Origin of the sequence: Mycolicibacterium peregrinum (assembly GCF_001665625.1) — a bacterium.
GTDB classification, from domain to species: domain Bacteria; phylum Actinomycetota; class Actinomycetes; order Mycobacteriales; family Mycobacteriaceae; genus Mycobacterium; species Mycobacterium peregrinum_B.
In genome coordinates, this window is record NZ_LZSY01000118.1 from 17,763 (window position 1) to 38,601 (window position 20,839).

Here is a 20,839-nt window from a genome sequence, read left to right on the forward strand (position 1 = left end):
GCGCCCGGCTGGGTTCGAATGCCAACCGCATCAGTGTTGCCGATGCCTCGCCGAGGATCGCGGTCGATGTACTTCGCCGGCTCCTGTGGCGTGGATGGTCCGGACTAGACCGCGGATTCAGGGGGTACTTGAACGTGGGGGTTCTGAAGCGGGTTTGGATTCCGCTGTTGATATTGGTGGTCCTGGGTGCAGGAGGATTCACCGTCCTTCGGCTGCATAAGGTTTTCGGTTCCGAGACCCGCCCTGCTTATGCCGACACCGAGCTTGAGGAGCGCAAGCCCTACGACCCCAAGCAGCTGGTGTACGAGGTATTCGGCCCACCTGGGACGGTCGCCAACATCAGCTATTTCGACGTCGACGCCGAGCCGCAGTTCGTCGAAGGTGCAAGCCTGCCATGGTCATTGAAGTTCCCGATGAGCGAGGCCACCTCGATGGTCAACGTCATCGCGCAGGGCGACAGCGACAGAATCGGCTGCCGCATCATCATCGATGACAAGGTGAAGTCGGAAAGAGTCGAGAACGGCGAAAGTGCCTTCACCTACTGCCTTCTGAAGGCCGCATGAGCAGCCCGACGGCGAGCCCGAATCCGAACCCGACGGAGAGTCCGACGCCAGGGGCCAAACCGCCGTTCATCGCGAGGATGATCCGCACACTCGCGGTCCCGATCATCCTCGGCTGGGTGGTGATCGCATATGTCCTGAGCGCCGTCGTACCTCCGCTGGAGCAAGTGGAGAAGGAGCACTCCGTATCGCTGATCCCCGGCGACGCGCCGTCGTTCGAGGCGGTCCAACGCATGGGGAGGAACTTCCACGAAGCCACCTCGAACAGCGCGGCGATCATCGTGCTCGAGGGAGAGCAACCACTCGGCGATGAGGCGCACCGCTACTACAACGATCTGATCCGCCAGCTGAAAGCCGATCCGGCCCACATTCAGCATGTGCAGGATTTCTGGGGCGACCCGCTCATGGCCGGCGCGGCCCAGAGTGCCGACAACAAGGCCGTGTACGTCCAGATGGGTCTTGCGGGCGATCTCGGCCAGCCGCTGTCGAACGAGTCCCTGGAAGTGGTCCGCGGCATCGTCGACCGCAGTTCACCTCCACCGGGGGTCAAGGCCTACGTCACCGGGCCGGCGGCGATGGTCGCCGACCTGAGCGCGAGTGGCAACAAGACTGTTCTGCTGGTGACGGGTCTGAGCCTGGCAGTGATCCTGACGATGCTGCTGTTCTTCTTCCGCTCGATCTTCACGGCCGTGATCCTGCTGTTCCTGGTGGGTATCCAATTGCAGGTGGCCCGAGGTGTGGTGGCCCTTCTCGGCGATCAAGGACTCATCGGCCTGTCCACCTATGCGGTCAACCTTCTGGTGACTCTCGGCATCGCGGCCGGAACCGACTACGGAATCTTCTTCGTCGGGCGCTACCAAGAGGCACGGCAGGCGGGCGAAGACCGAGAGTTGTCCTTCTACACCACGTATCGCAGCGTCGGCAAGGTGGTGTTGGCCTCCGGTCTGACCATCGCCGGCGCCGTTTTCTGTCTCAGCTTCACCCGGTTGCCCTACTTTCGGACTCTCGGCATCCCGTGTGCCCTCGGCATGATGGTGGCGGTGGCGGTGGCGCTGACGCTGATCCCGGCGGTTCTTGCGCTGGGCAGCCGATTCGGCTTGTTCGAGCCCAAGCGCAAGATCATCGCCCGGCGATGGCGCCGCATCGGCACGGCGATCGTCCGCTGGCCTGCGCCCATCCTCGTCGCCGCCTGCGCGGTGTCATTGATCGGCTTGTTGGCGCTGCCCGCCTACCAGGCCGGCTACAACGACCAGAAGTATCTGCCCAAGGACATACCCGCCAATGCCGGGTATGAGGCCGCCGGCCGGCATTTTCAGCAATCGCTGATGGCCTCGCCCGACGTGTTGCTGGTCGAGGCCGACCACGACATGCGAAACGCATCCGATTTTCTGGTGCTGAACAAGCTGACCAAGGGCGTGCTCGCCGTTCCCGGGGTGGCCCGCGTGCAGGCCGCGACCCGGCCGGAGGGTATTCCCCTCAAGCACACCACGATTCCGTTCATCATCAGCTCCTCGAATGCCGGCCAACTGCAGCTCTTGCCGTTCCAGAAGGCCCGCATGAACGACTTGCTCACCCAGGCCGACGAGATCTCGAAGACCATCGCCACGATGCAGCGCATGTACGGGCTCATGCAGCAACTCGCGCTTACGACCAACAGCCTGGTGGGCAAGACACACGAGCTCGAAGACACCACGCTCGAGTTGCGCGACCACATGGCGGATTTCGACGACTTCTGGCGCCCCGTCCGCAATTACCTGTACTGGGAACCACACTGCTTCAACATCCCGCTGTGCTGGTCCATCAAATCGCTTTTCGAGGCACTCGACGGTGTCGACAAGCTCACCGTCTCCATGCACCAGCTGATCGGCAACCTCGATCAACTCAACCTGCTCATGCCGCAGATGATCGCTCAGTTCCCGGCGATGATCGCCACCATGGAGAGCACCCGGACCATGATGCTGTCGATGCGCAGCACCATGGCCGGAATCCTGGCTCAGATGGACGAGATGTCCGATGGCGCAACGGCTATGGGCCGCGCCTTCGACGACGCCCAGAACGACGATTCCTTCTACATCCCGCCTGATGTGTTCAAGAACGCGGACTTCAAGCGAGTCATGGACGTGTTCCTGTCGCCGGATGGGAAGACGGCGCGTCTGCTCATCTCCCAGCGAGGGGATCCGGCCACCCCCGAAGGCATTTCGCGAGTCGAACCGATCCGAACCGCGGCCGAGGAGGCGCTCAAGGGAACACCGTTGGAGAACGCCCGGCTCTATCTCACCGGCAGCTCGGCGATGGCCAAAGATCAGGTGGACGGGTCGACCTACGACCTGCTGATCGCCGGAATCGCCGCACTGTGCCTGATCTTCATCATCATGCTGATCATGATCCGGAGTCTGGTCGCCGCGATGGTGATCGTGGGAACGGTCGCGCTGTCCCTCGGTGCGGCTTTCGGCCTGTCAGTCCTGATCTGGCAGCACATTCTCGGCATCCAGCTGAACTGGATCGTGCTCGCGATCGCCCTCATCATCCTGTTGGCGGTCGGCTCCGACTACAACCTGTTGTTGGTGTCCCGGATGAAAGAGGAGATCCCGGCGGGCATCAACACGGGCATCATTCGCGCGATGGCCGGCAGCGGCAAGGTCGTGACAATCGCCGGCTTGGTGTTCGCCTCGACCATGCTGGCGATGTTGGCCAGCGACGTGCGCACCATCGGCCAGGTCGGTTCGACCATCGGCATCGGTCTGCTCTTCGACACCTTGGTCGTACGTGCGTTCATGACGCCGTCCATCGCGGCTCTGCTGGGCCGGTGGTTCTGGTGGCCGTTACATGTCCGGCAGCGACCGGCCAGCGCGCTGCTGAGGCCCATCGGGCCCCGACCGCTGGTCCGCTCCCTGCTGCTCAACCCCGATGAACGCTGATCGTGGCGCGCAACGGTCCACCGCGTATTGCGAGGATGATTCACCGCTTGGCGGTGCCGATCATCCTCGGCTGGTTGGTGTTCGTCGCGATCGCGACCTTCGCCATTCCGTCGCTGGAACAGGTCGGCAGGCAGTATTCGGTGTCGCTGGTTCCCAAGGACGCGCCGTCCTTCCATGCGATGCAGCGCATCGGCAAGAATTTCGGCGAATCGGATTCCGACAGCGTGGCGATGATCGTCGTGGAGAGTCAACAACCTCTCGACGACGAGGCGCACCGCTACTACGACGACCTGATGCGGCAGTTGAAGGCCGACACCCGCCACGTGCAGCACGTGCAGGACTACTGGGGCGACCCCCTCACCGCACCGGCGGTCCAGAGCGCAGACGACAAGGCGGTCTATGTCCAGCTGAATCTGGCTGGTAACCAAGGCGAATCCCTTGCGAACGAGTCGGTGGAATCGATCCGCGACATCGTGGCGCGCACACCGTCTCCGGTGGGGGTGAAGGCCTACGTCACCGGACCCGCGCCGTTGGTCGCGGACATGAACCACGCCGGGGACAAATCGATCATCAAGATCACCATCGTCACCCTCGTGGTGATCCTTGCGATGCTGCTGTTGGTCTACCGTTCGGTGGTCACCGCCGTCCTTCTTCTCCTCATGGTGGGTATTCAGGTCCAGGCCGCTCGTGGAGTGGTCGCGTTCCTGGGACTGCACCAGGTCATCGGATTGTCGACGTTCGCGGTCAATCTGCTGGTGTCGCTGGGCATCGCGGTGGGCACCGATTACGGCATCTTCTTCCTCGGCCGATATCAGGAGGCGCGGCAAGCCGGCGAAGACCGGGAAACCGCCTTCTACACCACATATCGAAGTGTGGCCAAGGTCGTCCTCGGCTCCGGCCTGACCATCGCCGGCGCCATCTTCTGCCTGAGTTTCGCCCGATTGCCGTACTTCCAGACCATGGGTATTCCGACCGCCGTCGCCATGGTGGTCGCGGTCGCGGTCGCACTCACGCTCGTACCCGCCGTACTCGCGGTGGGGGGTCGGTTCGGGCTCTTCGAACCCAAGCGCAAGATCATCGTCCGGCGCTGGCGACGGCTGGCAACGGCGATCGTGCGGTGGCCGGCCCCCATTCTCGTCACCGCGTGCGCCATCGCACTGACCGGGTTGCTGGCGCTACCGGCTTATCAGACCAGCTACAACGACCGCCTTTACGTGCCCTCAGACATTCCGGCAAACATCGGGTATGCGGCTGCCGAGAGGCACTTCCCGCAGTCCCGAATGACCCCGGACATCCTGATGCTCGAGGCCGATCACGACATGCGTAACCCCTCGGATCTGCTGATCTTGAACAAGGTGGCCAAGGGGATCTTTGCCGTCCCGGGCATCTCGCGCGTGCAGGGGATCACCCGGCCCGAGGGCAACCCGATCGACCGGACATCGATACCGTTCCTGCTCAGCTTGCAGAGCGCCAATCAGAAACAGGTCATGCCGTTCCAGAAGGATCGCATGAAAGACCTGTTGAAGCAGGCGGACGACATGACCACGCTGATCAATATCACGCAGCGGCTCTACGGTGTGGGGCAGCAAATGGCCACCACGACACATCGGATGACGGAGAACACGCGCGAGTTGGAAGTTGTCACCGATGAGCTACGGGACCACGTCGCAGATTTCGACGACTTCTTCCGGCCGATCCGCAACTATTTCTATTGGGAACCGCATTGTTTCGACATCCCGTTTTGCTGGTCGACGAGATCCCTTTTCGACTCGATCGACGGTGTGGATGCGGTCTCCGACAAGTTGCGTGAGCTCAGTCAGGAGACCGACAAGCTCGATGTGCTGATGCCGCAGTTGATGGCGCAGTTCCCGAAGATGATCGCGAGCATGAAGGCGATGAGAGCCGGGCTTCTGACCATGCACAGCACCATGGCCGGCACGCTGGCGATGATGGACGAGATGAGCGCGAACGCCACCGCGATGGGCCAGGCATTCGACGCCGCCCGAAACGACGACTCCTTCTACCTGCCTCCCGAAGTCCTTCAGAACGAGGATTTCCAGCGTGCGATGACCCTGTTCTTCTCGCCCGACGGGAAGTCGGCTCGTTTCATCATTTCGCATCGGGGTGACCCCGCGACACCGGAAGGTATCTCGCGGGTCGACGCGGTGGTCAAGGCGGCCGAAGAGGCGCTGAAGGTCACTCCGCTGGAGAGCGCCAAGATCTACCTGGCGGGCACCGCACCGACTTTCAAGGACATGCGGGACGGCTCGACCTACGACCTGCTGATCGCGGGGGTCGCTGCGCTGTGCCTGATCTTCGTCATCATGCTGCTGGTGACGCGCAGCCTGATCGCTGCGCTCGTCATCGTTGGCACGGTGGCACTTTCGCTGGGTGCGGCCTTCGGTCTCTCGGTACTGATCTGGCAGCACATTCTCGGGATAGACCTGCACTGGCTCGTGCTCGCGATGTCGGTGATCATCCTCTTGGCGGTCGGGTCCGATTACAACCTGCTGCTGGTGTCGCGGATGAGAGAAGAGATCGGCGCGGGAATCAACACCGGCATCATTCGTGCCATGGGCGGTAGCGGCAAGGTGGTGACGGCCGCGGGTCTGGTCTTCGCGTTCACCATGATGTCGATGGTGGTCAGTGACTTGCGGATCATCGGCCAGGTGGGTTCCACGATCGGCATAGGCCTGCTGTTGGACACTTTGGTGGTGCGTGCGCTCATGACGCCGTCCATCGCCGCACTGCTGGGACGTTGGTTCTGGTGGCCGCAGCAGGTGCGCCAGCGCCCGGCGAGCGCGTTGTTGAGAGATACGGCGCCTCGGTCGGTGGCGCGCTCGCTAATGCTTCCGCCCGACGAACGCTGATTTGCCCGCGTTTGTTCTGCGTCGCGGCGACCAATCGCCAACTTGGGCAAATCGCAGAATCTGTGGGTGCTGTAGCAAATTGTTAAAACCCCAAGAGAATTCACTTTGGGCGGGTAGAGTCCGGGCATCGGGGGGAGGAGGTCTACGCATGATTGAACTATCGCCGATCAAAGTGGCAGTCGCCGTCGGTGCTTTGGCAATATCTCTGTCTGCCGGCGCGGGGGTCGCGTCTGCAGATCCCAGGCTTGACTCGGCTGTGAACACCACCTGTAGCTATTCGCAGGTGATGGGCGCGCTCAATGCGCAGAGCCCCATGGCCGGTGCATCACCCGCAGTCCAGTCGGTTCTGGGGCAGTTCCTCGAGGCGCCGCGCGATCAGCGTCAGCGTATGGCCGAGGGCATAGCCGCTCAACCGGCCAATCAGCCCTATCTGGGGTTGCTGCAGACGGTCTTTGACACCTGCAACAACTTCTGAGTAGTCAGCGCGTCGGCTTTGTTCCGCCGAGTTGCGTCGTCAACGCATCGGCGGTCGTCATCAGTGCCTGGGCCCGGTCGGCGATCTCCTTGTCTGTCAAGGCCGTTCCGATGTGCAGTGACACCGCCATCACCTGACGCCGGTAGTGGTCGAACACCGGGGCCGAGATGACGCTGATGTCATGGCGGGCGTTGCCACCCGGGCCTTCGTCGCGCAGGTACACCCGCTCGCCGATATCGGACACCAGTTCGCTCAGCAGCGCACGCAACTCGTCGGGCAGGTTGGTCGACATCCCCGCCATCAACGCGTAGAGCCGGCGACCTCCGGGGGTCAGGCGTTCCACGAGATAACCGTCGGTGCGGCAGCTCTCGATCACTCGCTCCAGCCGGGCAGATTCGGTGCGCAAGGGAATCGTCGGCACCTTGGCCAGCCACGCCCGTAGGGCGTCGTCGTCCCACAGCACGAACATCAGGCCGACGGGCGGTGCGAACGGATAGCTCTGCCCGACCCGTACTCCAGGGTCCCGGCCCGGCGGGCCGACCAGCTCCAGCACGGTGATCCGGTCATCGACGACGGCGGTCAGGCCCGCTGAGGTGTCGAAAGCGGCTGACAGCGCGTGCAACTCGGCTCGGGCCGCCGGATTGACACGCATCGATTCCTGAGCCGCGTGGCCGAGCGAGATCAGGCTCGGCCCGAGGCGGTACGTCTTGTCTCCGCTGTCGCGGATCAGATAGCCCGAGTCGGCGAGGGTGCTCAGGATGCCCAGGCAGGTCGGCTTGCTCAGACCGACCCGGCGGGTGAGTTCGGACAGCCCGAACCGCTCCTGTGGATGGCGGGACAGGAAATCCAGGATGCCCACCACTCGGGCAGTGGGTGGTGAGGTGCGACCGGCCGCCTCGGCGTCTGACATCGATCCTCCTGGGCGTTGACTCGAATTGGAACGCGTTCTAGTGTCAGGTAGGAAACTCTACCACTGCGGTCCAATAATGGACCGAGAGAGCAGATGCTGGATGTACTCACAACCACTGGCCGATGCCATTGCCGAGGCAGAACACCTGGTGACCACGGCGCCCTTCATCGAAACCGAGGCCGATCTCCTCGAGGGCCTGCAGTACCTGGCCGGATGCATCGCTGCCTGCACGCATGTCGCGTTCGACTACGACCGCGAACACCCGTTCCTGCACAGCGGAACCGGGCCGTTCACCAAGATGGGTCTGGACAACCCCGACACCATGTATTTCGGCACCCGGGTTCAACCCGGCCACGAGTACGTCGTCACCGGACGCCGGGGGACCACCACCGACGTCAGCTTCCAGCTGCTGGGCGGGGAGTACACCGACGAGAACGTGCCGGACAGTGAGACCGCGTTCGACGATCGCAAGCTCGACCTCGCCGCCGACGGCACCTTCGAGTGGCGGTTCACTCCGGCCACGCCATCGCAGCTGGTGATCCGCGAGGTCTACAACGACTGGTCCGCGCAGCGCGGCACCTTCGCGATCTCGCGTACCGACACCGCAGGCACCGCGCCGGCGCCGCTGACCCGCGAGCTCATCGAGAAGCGTTACGCCACCGCGGGTAAGCAGCTCGTGCAGCGCGTCAAGACGTGGCTGCAGTTCCCGAAGTGGTTCTACGACAACCTGCCCGTCAACACGCTGACCGCGCCGCGCCTGACCCCCGGCGGGCTCGCCACCCAGTACTCGTCGGTCGGGCACTACGACATGACACCGGAGCAGGCGATGATCATCACGCTGCCGGTGTCGGATGCACCCTATCTGGGCTTCCAGCTGGGTAGCCTCTGGTACATCTCTCTCGACTACATCAACCACCAGACGTCGCTGAACGGCACCCAGGCGCAAGCTGACCCGGACGGCAAGATCCGGATCGTGGTGTCCGAGAACAATCCCGGCGTCACCAACTGGTGTGAGACGCTGGGCCACGCCAAGGGGTATCTGCAGTTCCGCTGGCAGCGGGTTTCCCGTGAGTTGAGCTCCGAGGACGGTCCGACCGCAGAGCTGGTGGACATCGGTTCCGTGGCCGGCAAGCTGCCGTACTACGAGAGCAACAAGATTTCCGACGACGATTGGCGGGCGCGCATTGCGCTGCGTCAGAAGCTTATTGGCGAAAGGATGGTGGGCTGACCGATGGCCGGACTGCTGGATGGCAAGGTAGTGGTGATCAGTGGGGTCGGACCCGGGCTCGGGACGACGCTGGCCCGCCGATGTGCGGAGAACGGGGCCGACGTCGTGCTGGCCGCCCGCACGGTGGAGCGACTCGAGGACGTGGCCAAAGAGGTGACGGCCCTGGGCCGTCGCGCGCTGGCGGTGGGCACGGACATCACTGACGACGAGCAGGTCGCCAACGTGGTGGCCCGCACGACCGAGGAGTTCGGCAAGGCCGACGTGTTGATCAACAACGCGTTCCGGGTGCCGTCCATGAAGCCGTTCGCGAACACCACCTTCGAGCACATGCGGGATGCGATCGAGCTGACCGTGTTCGGCGCACTGCGCATGACCCAGGGCTTCACTCCAGCCCTGGAAGCTGCCAAAGGCTCTGTGGTGAATGTCAATTCGATGGTTGTGCGGCACTCGCAGGCCAAGTACGGCGCTTACAAGATGGCCAAGTCAGCCCTGCTGTCCATGTCGCAGACCCTGGCCACCGAGCTGGGGGAGAAGGGTATTCGGGTCAACTCGGTGCTGCCCGGCTACATCTGGGGTGAGACCCTGGAGGGGTACTTCAACCATCAGGCGCAGAAGTACGGCACCACCGTGGAACAGATCTACAACGCGTCGGCGGCCGGGTCCGATCTCAAGCGGCTGCCGACCGAGGACGAGGTGGCCTCCGCGATCCTGTTCATGGCCAGCGATCTGTCCAGCGGCATCACCGGTCAGGCTCTTGACGTGAATTGCGGAGAATACAAGGCATGATGCGAAGCCGACGACGAGTGAGGATCGCAGCGAGGAGCGAGCGAGGCCCGGAGCGAGAAGGAGTCGAGCCATGAGCGGCGCCCCGCGCACCAACGTGGGCACCATCGAGGATCTGCACGCCTCGGCGGTAAAGGCCTGCGGGCTGGAGGATTTCGGCACCGACGACGACAACTACATCGAAGCGCTCGGGGTGCTGCTGGAGTCCTACCAGCGTGACGCCGATCTGACCGAGCTCGGCAGCAAGATGCAGCGCTTCTTCACGCGCAATGCTCTGGTGGCCCGGCTGGTGTCCAACGCGGCGTTCACGCAGTACCCGCAGCATGCCGAGGTGCCGATCGAGCGGCCGATCTTCGTCACCGGCCTGCCGCGCACGGGGACCACGGTGATCCACCGGCTGCTCACCGCCGATCCCGCGCATCAGGGGCTGGAGATGTGGCTGGCGGAGTTCCCGCAGCCGCGGCCACCGCGGGAAACCTGGCCGGACAACCCGGTTTTCAGTGCACTCGATGCCCGGTTCAAGCAGGCGCACGAGGAGAACCCCGACTACACGGGTCTGCATTTCATGACCGCCGACGAGGTCGAGGAATGTTGGCAGTTGCTGCGGCAGTCGTTGCACTCGGTGTCCTACGAGACGCTCGCGCATGTGCCGACCTACTCACAGTGGCTGGCGCACCAGGACTGGACCAAGTCGTATCAGCGGCACCGCAAGAACCTGCAGCTGATCGGTCTCAACGAGCCCGAAAAGCGTTGGGTGCTCAAGAACCCCAGCCATCTGTTCGCCCTCGACGCGCTGTTCGCGACGTATCCGGACGCGCTGGTCGTACAGTGCCACCGCCCGGCGGAGACCATCATGGCCTCGATGTGTTCGCTGTCGCAGCACACCACCGCCGGCTGGTCCAACACCTTCACCGGCAACGTGATCGGCGAAGATGCCATGGAGACCTGGTCGCGTGGCCTGGAGCTGTTCAACAGCGAACGGGCCAAGCACGATCCGGCCCAGTTCTGCGATGTGGACTACTTCGAGTTCATCAAGGATCCGGTGGGCGCTGTGGAAGGCATCTACCGCACGTTCGGGCTGGATTTCACCGATGCCGCGCGACAGGCGATGATCGACAGTCACACCGCGAGCCAGCAAGGGCCGCGCGCACCGAAGCACAGCTACTCACTGGCTGACTACGGGTTGACCGACGAGGCGGTCAAGGAGCGGTTCAAGGGGCTCTAGTTCCTTCGCGAGCAGACGCAGAATCGCATTACCCGAAGGGATATCGTGCGATTCTGCGTCTGCTCGCGGGAGGGAACTGATCCATGAAGGTCTATCTGGCGCTCGACCCGCGTACGCCGCTGACCACAATCGCGGACTATGCGCGGCGCGTCGAACGCCTGGGCTGTGACGGCCTGCATGTTGCCGAGACCGTGCACGACTCCCTGGCGGTCGCCCTGCTGGCGCTGGAACACACATCGGGCATTACGGTCCGCACCGCCGTGACACTGGCATTCGTGCGCAGCCCCACACTGACGGCGTACACGGCGTGGGATCTCTCGATACTGTCCGGCGGCCGATTCGAGCTGGGCCTCGGCACTCAGATCAAGCAGAACATCGTCGACCGGTACGGCATGCCGTGGTCCGATCCGATCACCCGGCTCCGGGATTACGTGGGCGCGCTCGATGCCCTGTTCGATGCGTTCCGCACCGGCGGCACGGTCCATTTCGAGAGCGAGAACTACCGGCTGTCCAGGATGCAGCCGTATTTCAACCCTGGGCCGAGTGACGCGGTCCGCCCACCGATCTGGCTGGGCGCGGTCAATGCCGGGATGTGTGAACTCGCCGGGGAGCTCGCTCGCGGAATCGTCACCCATTCGACCAACTCCGATCCGGACTACCTGCGGGACGTGGTGCGCCCGGCGATGGCCCGTGGCGCCGACGCGGCGAACAGGGCAGACGCACCGCTTGTCATCGCGTCGACGGCGATCGCCACCGGCGACACCGACGAGACGGTCGCGCGGGAGCGGGAACGGCAGCGCCGGATGTTGGCCTTCCTGTATTCGACGCCTGCGTATGCCACCGGCCTGGCCTGGCGCGGCCTCGCTGACCTCCCGGAACGGCTGCGGTCGCTGGTGCGTACCGAGTTGTGGGACGAATTGCCTTCGGTGCTAACCGATCCCATTCTGGATGAGCTGTTGGTGTGTGGGCGCCATGATGAGCTGCCTGCGATGTTGAGGGCGAGATTCGGCGGGATCGCCGACGGTATCGTGCTGCCACCACTGGGTGACGGAGCTGACGACGAATCGCTGGGGGCCTGCGTGGCCGAACTGCAGACGGTGAACTAGCCGTCGCCGGGGGAGGGCGCCGTGGACACCTCTTCGAGGCACCCTTCGGCGACGGCATGCTTGATGCTGTCGGTCAGCCGCGGGCACGAGCGGGCGCGGGCCGGATCCCCTCCGGCGGAGCGGATCTCCTCGAATGTCGCACAACGCCGTACCGCCTCGGAATTCCATTGCACCGAGGTGTGTTCTGCGCTGAGCTTCTTCACCTGCACCGCCACGTGACAGAACCGGCAGTCCACCGAGACCAGGCCTGAGGTCAGGTAGCGCTCGCGGTCGCGCGCGCTGGATTCGCGGACCGCGGCGGCGCGTTCCGGATCGGAGGCGAAATTCGGTGCCTTGGCCCATGATCCGCCTGCCGGACCGCCGCCGCTGCCGGCGTGATGATCGTCGTCATCGTCATGGCCGCCGTGCAACAACAGCATCGAGCGGGCCAGGTCGTCGACATCCGGCGCCTGGCTCCGCTCGTTGCGTGCGGTCATCAGCTGGACTGCGCTGTTTCTTTCTCGGCCGCTTTCTGCTCGGCCTGGACCTTCAGGTTCTCCTCGACCTCCACATGCCACTTCTCGTTGGCGGCGGTGGTGTCGATCTCCATCTCGAAACGGTCGGTCATGTCGGGCGTGATATCCGCGACATCGACGTAGAACTGCTGGTACCAGCGGCGCATCTGGTAGACAGCGCCGTCCTCCTCGACCAGCAACGGGTTGTCGATGCGGGTCTTGTGCTTCCAGATTTCGACGTCCTGCAGGAAGCCCTGGCTGACGCCGTCCGTCATCGCGTTGGCCAGCTTCTGGGTGGTCTTCTCGTCCATGCCCTTGGGCTTCTCGACGATGACGCCCCACTGCAGCATGAAGGCATCCTGGCTCACCGGGTAGTGGCAGTTGATCAGGATCGACTCGGCCTTGTAGCCGCTGTAGTTGTTGTGCAACCAGTTGATCATGAACGACGGGCCGAAGTAGGACGCCTCGGAATCCAGGTGGGACTCCCCGTACTGGGTGCCCATGCCGCCGATGTCCTGACGGCCCACGTTGTGCAGGTACTGCGAGGCGATGTGCCCCTCGAAGACGTTCTTGAAGTACGTCGGCAGTCCGTAATGGATGTAGAAGAAGTGCGCCATGTCGGTGACGTTGTCGATGATCTCGCGGCAGTTACTGCCTTCGATCAACATCGAGTTCCACTGCCACTCGGTCCACTCGTCACTGGCGGCTTCGGGGATCTCGGGGATCTGCACCTCGGGCTGCGGGTCGTTGCCCTCGTGGTCGTGCCAGACGAACAGCAGGCCGCCGCGCACGTCGGTGTGCCAGGCCCGGGTGCGGGCCAGACGAGGGGTGCGCTTGGCGTAGGGGACGAGCTTGCACTTGCCGTCGCCGCCCCAGCGCCAGTCGTGGAACGGGCAGGCCACGGTGTCGCCCTTGATGCTTCCCTGCGAGAGGTCGCCGCCCATGTGCCGGCAGTAGCCGTCGAGGATCTTCAGGTCGCCTTGGGAATCGGCGAACACGACCAGCTTGGTGCCGAAAATCTCGACGGAGTGCGGCTGACCGTCAAGGAAGTTCTTGACCGGTCCCAGGCAGTGCCAACCCCGCGCGTAGCGGTCTGGCAGGGCGCCGGTGTCGATCTCTCTGATGCCGGCATGTTCGGTAGTCACGGTGGGCCTCCCGTATCGGTGCTCTTAACTAGAACACGTTACAGTTTTTGGCGCCCTCCTGGCAATAATTTAGGCGTGACCTGCGGCATACCCGTCGTGAACGGCTTTTACTCTCGCTCCGGAAGTCCGATTCGCAGAGCGATCTGCTGCATGCGTCCCACGCTGGCCACCGTCTGCAGCGGCACCGGATCGTCCGGGTTGCTGTCGAACTCCAGGCGCACCACCGCGCGGCCCTGGGTGTACATCAACAGCGTCACCGCCTTGGAGCCGTCGGGTGCGGTCCCCGAGATGACGGTGCCGTTCGAACCCACCGGCACCGGTTGCGGCTGTCCTCCGGTGACCATCGTGCTGACGGCCGCAGAGGCCTGCTTGAGCGTGGCCGAGGCGGTCGCGGCGTCCGGATAGATCAGGATCGTGTCGGCGATCGCCCTGGTGTCGTCGGCGTTGACGAACAACGCACTGGCGCCGGACTGACCGTCGGGATTGACGTTGCTGGACCGCGCGGTGAACGATTCCGGCGGAATGCTGACATCCTCGGCCTGCAGCAGCAGATGGCTGTAGTCGGACGCCTCTGATTTCGACGTCTTCGGCGCTGCCGTCGAGGACGGTGCGGACGGCGTGGCCACCCACGGTGAACTCGGTGAATCAGCGACCGGAGAGCACGCTGCAGCCGTGCCGACGATGGCCGTGGCAAGACCGATGGTGAGCAGGAACTTGGGGCGGGTAATTGTCGTGAGCGACATAGTTACTGTTCAGGGTACGCGTCGTCGCGCTGACGCCGGTTTCCTGCGGTATATGTGGACGATGCCGCTGTATTCGTTCGAGGGCCGTTCGCCCGTGGTTGACCCGAGTGCGTTCGTGGCCCCAACGGCGACGTTGATCGGCAACGTGACCGTCGAGGCGGGCGCCTCGGTGTGGTTCAACACCGTGCTGCGCGGCGACTTCGCCCCGATCGTCGTCCGTGAGGGCGCCAACGTTCAGGACGGGTCGGTGCTGCATGCGCCACCGGGGATCCCGGTCGACATCGGTCCGGGCGCGACGGTTGCCCACATGTGCGTCGTACACGGCGCACACGTGGGCGAGGAGGCCCTGATCGCCAACCACTGCACGGTGCTCGACGGGGCGGTGATCGGGCGACGCAGCCTGATCGCGGCACATTCGCTCGTGGTCGGCGGCACCAAGATTCCCGACGAGGTGTTGGTCACCGGTGCGCCCGCGAAGATCCGGGGACCGATCGCGGGCACCGGCGCACATACCTGGATACAGAGCAACCCGGCGGCGTACCGGGAGCTGGCCCAGCGTTACCTGTCGGGCCTTGCCGAGCTCTAGGCGTCAGCGTCCCCTCCGCCGAAACGGCATTCCGGCAGGTCTCTACTCGCATTTCTTCTGCTGGAATGCCATTTCGGCGCGAAGCTAGGCGTCGATCTTCTCGGCGCTCGCGCGGTCCACTTCCCAGAACGCGCGCAGCGCGACCATCTGCCCCTCGTCGTTCACCCGGTAGGTGAACACACCCGGGGTGGTGATCCGGTGCCCGCCCATGGTGGTGACGATGCTGCCGACGTTGGCTTCCTCGTTGCCGCACTGGAACGTGTCGAGAAACTTGAACTCGAGGTTGTCCGTCGGGGCGATGGCCTTGTCCCAGAACGCCGCGATGGCCTCCTTGCCCTGGTGACCCTTGCCTTCGGGATCGAAGAACGAGGGCCCGATGGGATCCTGGACGATCGCGTCGTCGGCGAAATTGTCCAGCCAGGCCTGCTTGTCCCGAGCAGCAACCGCATCCCGCGATCGCTTGCCTGCCAGATGCGCCGGGTGCAAGGGATCGGTGACCCGATTAGATTCAGCCATGTCAGTCCTGCCAGCCGGAGTGGATGTAGGTGTCGGCGAATCGCTTGAGCGAATCCTGCTTCTTCTCCAACGGGGCATCGAAGCCCAGGCCCTCGAGCATCCACGGGATCACGATGTTGTCGGTGATCCCGGCCGCGGCGAGTTCACGGTGTCCGTCGAGGTCGAACTTGTCGATGCACACCGCCTGGAACTCGAAAGGCTCGTCAGCCCGGCCGTATTCGGCCCGCAACTTGTTGAGCGCCGTCACGGTCTCACCCAGCTGTGCACACGTCATCATCGCGCTGGTCCAGCCGTCACCCACCCGCGCCGCGCGCTTGAGGGCGACCGGGGTATGCCCGCCGACGTAGAACGGGACGGGCTCGGACGGCGCCGGGCTCATCTGCAGACGCTCGAAATCGTAGAACTCACCGTGGAACTCGACCATGCCGCCGCCGAGTACGAGCTTGAGTACCTCGATCATCTCGTCGACCCGCGCGCCCCGCTTGGCGAACGGAACCCCACACCACTCGAATTCCTCCGGTGCCCAGCCGATTCCGACGCCGAAACCGAACCGGTTGTTGGTCAGGTTGGCCACGGAACCGACCTGGCGGGCCAGCAGCAGCGGATTGCGCGAGCCGAGCTTCATGACGTTGGTGTAGAACCGCAACGTCGAGGTCGCCGCACCCATCGAGGCCGCCGCGATCAGCGGGTCGACCCAAGGGGTGTCGGCGTTCCACATCCGCGAGCCATCTGGGGTGTACGGATAGTCCGCGGCCTGCTTTTCCATGTAGAACAGCGAGTCCGGCAACGCGACCGAATCGAACCCGACTTCCTCAGCGGTGCGGGCCAATCCGGTCAGATGCTCCAGCGGGCCCATGGCCACGCTGAGCGTGTACTTCATGCGGGTCATGAGGCCGGCTTGTCCGCAGGCTTGTCGCTCGAGACCACCCACATCGAGTAGTACTGCGCGCCACCGCCATAGGCGTGACCCAAGGCTTTGCGGGCACCCTCGACCTGGTGGTCACCGGCCTTGCCCATCACCTGGATCGCCGATTCGGCGAACCGGATCATGCCCGAGGCGCCGATCGGGTTGCTCGAGAGCACCCCGCCGGAGGCGTTGAACGGGATCTTCCCGCCGATGGCCGTCTCGCCCGCCTCGGTGAGCTTCCAGCCCTCGCCCTCGGCAGCAAAACCAAGGTTCTCCAACCACATCGGCTCGAACCAGGAGAACGGCACGTACACCTCGGCCACGTCGATCTCGTCGATCGGGCTGGTGATACCGGCATCGCGCCACAACGCGGCCGCAGCGTCCCGGCCGGCCTGCGGGTTGACCTGGTCGCGACCGGAGTAGGCCAACGGCTCGGTCCGTAGCGCGGTGGCGTGGATCCAGGCCACCGGATGCCCGTCGGCCACGCGAGCGTCGGCTGCTTCCTCATTGCCGATCACCATGGCGGCCGCACCGTCTGACGACGGGCAGGTCTCGTCGAAACGGATCGGGTCCCACAGCATCTGCGAGGCCATCACCTTTTCCAGCGTGATGTCGGGCTGATGCAGGTGAGCCAACGGGTTCTTGGCGCCGTTGAGCCGGTCCTTGACCGCGACCATCGCGCCGATGTGGTTCGGGGCGCCCGAGCGGCGGATGTAGGCCCGCACGTGCGGAGCGAAGTAGCCGCCCGCACCTGCGCCGACCGGCTTGGTGAACGGTACCGGAATGCTCAACGCCCACATGGCATTCGATTCCGACTGCTTTTCCCAGGCCATGGTCAGCACCCGGCGGTACTTGCCGGACTTGACCAGGCTGGCGGCCACGATTGCGGTCGATCCACCCACCGAACCGGCGGTGTGCACCCGGATCAGCGGCTTGTTGGTGGCGCCCGTGGCGTCGGCCATGAACAACTCGGGCATCATCACGCCCTCGAAGAAGTCCGGTGCCTTGCCGACCACGACGGCGTCGATGTCGTCCATCGTCGAGCCGGAATCGGCGAGTGCCCTGTCGATGGCTTCGCGCACCAGGCCGTTCATCGACACGTCGTGACGCTTGGCCACATATTTGGTCTGCCCGGTGCCCAGGACCGCTGCTTTGTTCGCCATTATTTGCCCTCCAGGACCGCGACCAGATTCTGTTGCAGCGCAGCGCCACTGGTGGCGTGCGCGAGCACGCGCCCGGCCGAGCCGGAGAAGATGTGCTGCGCGGCGAAACCGATGCGCTCCAAGCCTGCGGAGAACATCGGGTTGGCGGCCAGCGCGCCGCCGGAGGGATTGATCTTGGTGGCATCGCCCAGACCGATCGCCTCGGTGAGGATCAGCTGCTGATGGGTGAACGGGGCGTAGATCTCGGCCACTTCGATCGAGCTGACGTCGCCACGGGTGGCGACCTGCGCCGACGCGGTGGTCGACGTGGAGACGGTCAGGTCACGGGCGCCCAGCACCGGAGTCTCGATGCGGTGCTCGAAACCGGTGATCCAGGCCGGGTTCTCGCGTAGCTCACGGGCCCGGTCGCCTGCGGCCAGCACGATGGCCGAGGCGCCGTCGGTGATCGGAGCGATGTCGTGGCGGCGCAGCGGGTCGGCGAAGAACGGGCGGTCCAGCAACTCGGCGACCGACGACGCGGATTCCACCGAGTCCACCCGGTCGGCCACTGCGAACGAATCTAGAGCCACCTGCGCCATCTGCTCAGCGGTCCACTTGCCGGCGTCCAGGCCGAACCGGGCCTGCAGTCCGGCAGTCGACACCGCATCGGGCCACAGCGGCGCAACGGTGTAGGGGTCGGTCTGCAGAGCCAGCACCCGGCGCAGCACACCTGCCGAGGACTTGCCGAAGCCGTAGACCAGCGCGGTGTCCACCTCGCCGGTGAGGATCTTGATGTAGGCCTCGTACAGCGCCCAGGCCGCGTCCATCTCGACATGCGATTCATTGATCGGCGGCACTGCGCCGATCGAGTCGATCGCCGAGATGAACGAGAAGGCCCGGCCGGCAAGGTAGTCCGAGGATCCGGAGCACCAGAAGCCGATGTCCGTCTGCTGAAGGCCGAGTTCGTCGAAGAGCCGGCCGAAGCAGGGCATCAACATCTCGACGCCGTTGGTGGTGCCATCAGTGCGGCGCACATGCGGAGCATGGGCGAAACCGACGACAGCGACATCACGAAGAGTCATGTAGGGGTTCCCTTTACAGGTGGTGCTTGTAGCTGTCGTAATCGGCGTCGGGCTCACCCGTCGGCCGGAAATGCGAGATGTTGTCGATGCCGAGGCCCCATTCCTCCTGGGGCTTCCATACGGCTTCGACCCTCATCCCCATCCGGACTTCGGACGCGTCGATGTCGGTCACGAGATGCAGGAACGGAATGTCGGCACCGTCGAGCAGCACGTAGGCCGCGACGTACGGCGGCTTGATGCGCTGGCCGGCGAACGGGATGTTGATGATCGCGAACGTGGTGACCGTGCCCTTGTCGACGAGCTCCACGAACTGGTCGAGTTCCTTGCCGGTGGCGGGGTCAGCTTCCTTCGGTGGGAAGTACACCTTGCCGGTGTCTCCGGTGCGTGCGCCCAGCAGTTTGCCGTCGCGCAGACCCCGGAGGTAGGTGCTCTCCGGCTGAGAAGCCGTGTGTTGGATCTCGATGTTGGACGGGGTGACCTGCATGGTGACCGGATCCCGATCGTCGCTGACGGGCGGAACCTCTTCAGGTGTCTCGCCAGGGACGAAGTAGGCGATGTCGGTGATCGCACCCACTGGCTCGTCGACCCAGTGCGCGTGCACCCGGGCACCTGAACTGAGCTCGCCTTCTTTCACGTCCACGGCATGCAGCAGCGGCGTATCGGCGCCATCGAGCTTGATCAACGCCCAGGCGAACGGCCGGTCCAGCGGCTGGCCTTCCAGCGGCGTGGGTTGCCAGGTCCAGGACACCACGGTCCCCACACTGGACACGGGAACGACCTCGGTCAGGGCCTCGTAGGTGACCGGGTCATACTCAGCGGGTGGCACGTGCACGCGTCCGTCAGAACCGCGCACGCCGACGATCCGGCGCTCACGCAGGGCAGTGAAGAACTGGCTGAGCAGTGGGCCCACTGAACGGGTGTAGTCAAAAGACAGTTTCAGTGGCGCGGAAAGTGGCGGCTCACGGTGATCTGTCGAGGCCGGGCGGCTTTGGCTGGCTGTCACCCATCGAGTAGAACAGGTTCTAACAATCGTGGCAAGGACACGTGGGAAGGCAATCTAAATGAAGCTGGGTCTGCAACTCGGATACTGGGGCGCACAGCCGCCGACCAATCACGCCGAACTCGTCGCTGCCGCTGAGGCGGAGGGCTTCGACACGGTCTTCACCGCCGAGGCCTGGGGCTCGGACGCCTACACGCCGCTGGCCTGGTGGGGCCGGGAAACCACCCGAATGCGGCTGGGCACCTCGGTCATCCAGATGTCCGCCCGCACCCCCACCGCGTGTGCGATGGCCGCGCTGACGCTGGACCACCTCTCCGGTGGTCGCCACATCCTCGGCCTGGGTGTGTCCGGACCGCAGGTGGTCGAGGGTTGGTATGGCGCCAAGTTCCCGAAGCCGCTGGCCCGCACCCGCGAATACATCGACATCCTGCGTCAGGTCTGGGCGCGCGAGGCTCCGGTGCACAGCGACGGCCCGCACTACCCGCTGCCGCTGACCGGCGAGGGCACCACCGGCCTGGGCAAGAACCTCAAGCCCATCACCCATCCGCTGCGCGCCGACATCCCGGTGATGCTGGGTGCCGAGGGGCCCAAGAACGTCGCGATGGCCGCCGAGATCGCCGACGGCTGGCTTCCCATCTTCTACTCGCCGCGTATCGCCGGCATGTACAACGAGTGGCTCGATGAGGGCTTCGCCCGGCCCGGGGCCCGGCGCACCCGGGAGACCTTCGAGATCTGTGCCACCGCGCAGGTCGTGGTCACCGACGACCGGCCGGCGATCATGGAGCTGATGAAGCCGCACCTCGCGCTGTACATGGGCGGGATGGGGTCTGAGGACACCAACTTCCACGCCGAGGTCTACCGCCGGATGGGGTACGCCGAGGTCGTCGACGATGTCACGAAGCTGTTCCGTAGCGATCGCAAAGATGAAGCCGCCAAGGTCATTCCCGACGAATTGGTCGATGATTCGGCGATCGTCGGTAACCTCGACTACGTCAAGGAGCAGATCAAGGCGTGGGAGGCCTCGGGCGTGACGATGATGGTCGTCGGTGCCCGGTCTGTCGAACAGATCAAGGACCTTGCCGCCTTGGTGTAGACCGCTCTGTAGACACTTCTTGAAATCTGTTTACTGCTGGGTCTAGATTCAGTGGT

19 protein-coding genes are annotated in these 20,839 nt (G+C 64.4%); 10 read left to right on the forward strand and 9 right to left on the reverse strand.

Annotated elements, in window-relative coordinates; translation table 11 throughout:
* Window positions 1–143 precede the first annotated feature (143 nt).
* The 4 genes from A5779_RS19030 (at window position 144) to A5779_RS19045 (ending at window position 6,823) form a co-directional block, all read left to right on the forward strand.
* On the forward strand, window positions 144–563 hold the full coding sequence (locus A5779_RS19030) for an MmpS family transport accessory protein (protein WP_064884913.1): 420 nt from the start codon (window positions 144–146) through the stop codon (window positions 561–563).
* Window positions 560–3,478 carry an MMPL/RND family transporter gene (locus A5779_RS19035; RefSeq protein ID WP_064884562.1) on the forward strand — a complete coding sequence of 973 codons (2,919 nt, stop codon included), beginning with the start codon at window positions 560–562 and terminating at the stop codon, window positions 3,476–3,478. Before A5779_RS19030 ends, A5779_RS19035 begins: the two co-directional genes overlap by 4 nt.
* 35 nt (window positions 3,479–3,513) lie before the next feature.
* On the forward strand, window positions 3,514–6,348 hold the full coding sequence (locus tag A5779_RS19040) for an MMPL/RND family transporter (RefSeq protein WP_064884564.1): 2,835 nt from the start codon (window positions 3,514–3,516) through the stop codon (window positions 6,346–6,348).
* A 256-nt stretch (window positions 6,349–6,604) separates the two neighbouring features.
* A complete protein-coding gene (locus A5779_RS19045; protein ID WP_330220075.1) occupies window positions 6,605–6,823 on the forward strand; it encodes a hemophore-related protein in 219 nt (72 codons plus the stop codon).
* 4 nt (window positions 6,824–6,827) lie between these two features.
* Here A5779_RS19045 and A5779_RS19050 read toward each other — a convergent pair whose 3' ends face one another.
* On the reverse strand, window positions 6,828–7,733 hold the full coding sequence (locus A5779_RS19050) for an IclR family transcriptional regulator (protein WP_064884569.1): 906 nt from the start codon (window positions 7,731–7,733) through the stop codon (window positions 6,828–6,830).
* A gap of 100 nt (window positions 7,734–7,833) precedes the next feature.
* On the opposite strand from A5779_RS19050, the gene A5779_RS19055 reads away from it, so the two are divergent.
* The 4 genes from A5779_RS19055 (at window position 7,834) to A5779_RS19070 (ending at window position 12,075) form a co-directional block, all read left to right on the forward strand.
* A complete protein-coding gene (locus A5779_RS19055; protein ID WP_064884571.1) occupies window positions 7,834–8,961 on the forward strand; it encodes a hypothetical protein in 1,128 nt (375 codons plus the stop codon).
* A gap of 3 nt (window positions 8,962–8,964) precedes the next feature.
* On the forward strand, window positions 8,965–9,747 hold the full coding sequence (locus A5779_RS19060) for an SDR family oxidoreductase (protein ID WP_055117783.1): 783 nt from the start codon (window positions 8,965–8,967) through the stop codon (window positions 9,745–9,747).
* A 70-nt stretch (window positions 9,748–9,817) separates the two neighbouring features.
* The gene (locus A5779_RS19065) at window positions 9,818–10,969 is read left to right on the forward strand and encodes a sulfotransferase family protein (protein ID WP_064884573.1); all 1,152 of its coding nucleotides are present in this window, start codon (window positions 9,818–9,820) and stop codon (window positions 10,967–10,969) included.
* Window positions 10,970–11,052: 83 nt separating this feature from the next.
* A complete protein-coding gene (locus tag A5779_RS19070) occupies window positions 11,053–12,075 on the forward strand; it encodes a TIGR03617 family F420-dependent LLM class oxidoreductase (RefSeq protein WP_064884575.1) in 1,023 nt (340 codons plus the stop codon).
* Here A5779_RS19070 and A5779_RS19075 read toward each other — a convergent pair.
* The 3 genes from A5779_RS19075 to A5779_RS19085 all read right to left on the reverse strand — a co-directional run bounded on the left by A5779_RS19075 (window position 12,072) and on the right by A5779_RS19085 (window position 14,457).
* A complete protein-coding gene (locus A5779_RS19075) occupies window positions 12,072–12,551 on the reverse strand; it encodes a hypothetical protein (protein WP_064884577.1) in 480 nt (159 codons plus the stop codon). The two genes, A5779_RS19070 and A5779_RS19075, sit on opposite strands and share 4 nt — an antisense overlap.
* On the reverse strand, window positions 12,551–13,714 hold the full coding sequence (locus tag A5779_RS19080) for a 3-ketosteroid-9-alpha-monooxygenase, oxygenase component (protein WP_064884579.1): 1,164 nt from the start codon (window positions 13,712–13,714) through the stop codon (window positions 12,551–12,553). Before A5779_RS19080 ends, A5779_RS19075 begins: the two co-directional genes overlap by 1 nt.
* Window positions 13,715–13,821: 107 nt before the next feature.
* Window positions 13,822–14,457 (reverse strand): hypothetical protein, encoded by a 636-nt coding sequence (locus tag A5779_RS19085; protein WP_064884581.1) that lies wholly within the window; start codon window positions 14,455–14,457, stop codon window positions 13,822–13,824.
* Between the two features lie 61 nt (window positions 14,458–14,518).
* On the opposite strand from A5779_RS19085, the gene A5779_RS19090 reads away from it, so the two are divergent.
* Window positions 14,519–15,043, forward strand: a complete 525-nt coding sequence (locus tag A5779_RS19090; protein ID WP_055120744.1) for a gamma carbonic anhydrase family protein — start codon at window positions 14,519–14,521, stop codon at window positions 15,041–15,043.
* 84 nt (window positions 15,044–15,127) lie between these two features.
* On the opposite strand, the gene A5779_RS19095 is transcribed toward A5779_RS19090, so the two are convergent.
* The 5 genes from A5779_RS19095 to A5779_RS19115 are packed head-to-tail and all read right to left on the reverse strand — an operon-like array spanning window position 15,128 to window position 19,693.
* Complete coding sequence (locus A5779_RS19095) at window positions 15,128–15,559, reverse strand: nuclear transport factor 2 family protein (RefSeq protein WP_064884583.1); 432 nt, start codon at window positions 15,557–15,559, stop codon at window positions 15,128–15,130.
* A gap of 1 nt (window position 15,560) precedes the next feature.
* Window positions 15,561–16,439 carry a TIGR03619 family F420-dependent LLM class oxidoreductase gene (locus A5779_RS19100; protein ID WP_064884915.1) on the reverse strand — a complete coding sequence of 293 codons (879 nt, stop codon included), beginning with the start codon at window positions 16,437–16,439 and terminating at the stop codon, window positions 15,561–15,563.
* Window positions 16,440–16,444: 5 nt separating this feature from the next.
* The gene (locus A5779_RS19105) at window positions 16,445–17,629 is read right to left on the reverse strand and encodes a thiolase family protein (RefSeq protein ID WP_064884585.1); all 1,185 of its coding nucleotides are present in this window, start codon (window positions 17,627–17,629) and stop codon (window positions 16,445–16,447) included.
* Complete coding sequence (locus tag A5779_RS19110) at window positions 17,629–18,690, reverse strand: thiolase family protein (RefSeq protein ID WP_064884587.1); 1,062 nt, start codon at window positions 18,688–18,690, stop codon at window positions 17,629–17,631. The genes A5779_RS19105 and A5779_RS19110 overlap by 1 nt, the downstream gene beginning before the upstream one ends.
* Before the next feature lie 13 nt (window positions 18,691–18,703).
* Window positions 18,704–19,693 (reverse strand): Zn-ribbon domain-containing OB-fold protein, encoded by a 990-nt coding sequence (locus tag A5779_RS19115; RefSeq protein WP_064884589.1) that lies wholly within the window; start codon window positions 19,691–19,693, stop codon window positions 18,704–18,706.
* A gap of 58 nt (window positions 19,694–19,751) precedes the next feature.
* Here A5779_RS19115 and A5779_RS19120 point away from each other — a divergent pair, with 58 nt between their 5' ends.
* The gene (locus A5779_RS19120) at window positions 19,752–20,783 is read left to right on the forward strand and encodes an LLM class F420-dependent oxidoreductase (protein WP_064884591.1); all 1,032 of its coding nucleotides are present in this window, start codon (window positions 19,752–19,754) and stop codon (window positions 20,781–20,783) included.
* Window positions 20,784–20,839: the final 56 nt, after the last annotated feature.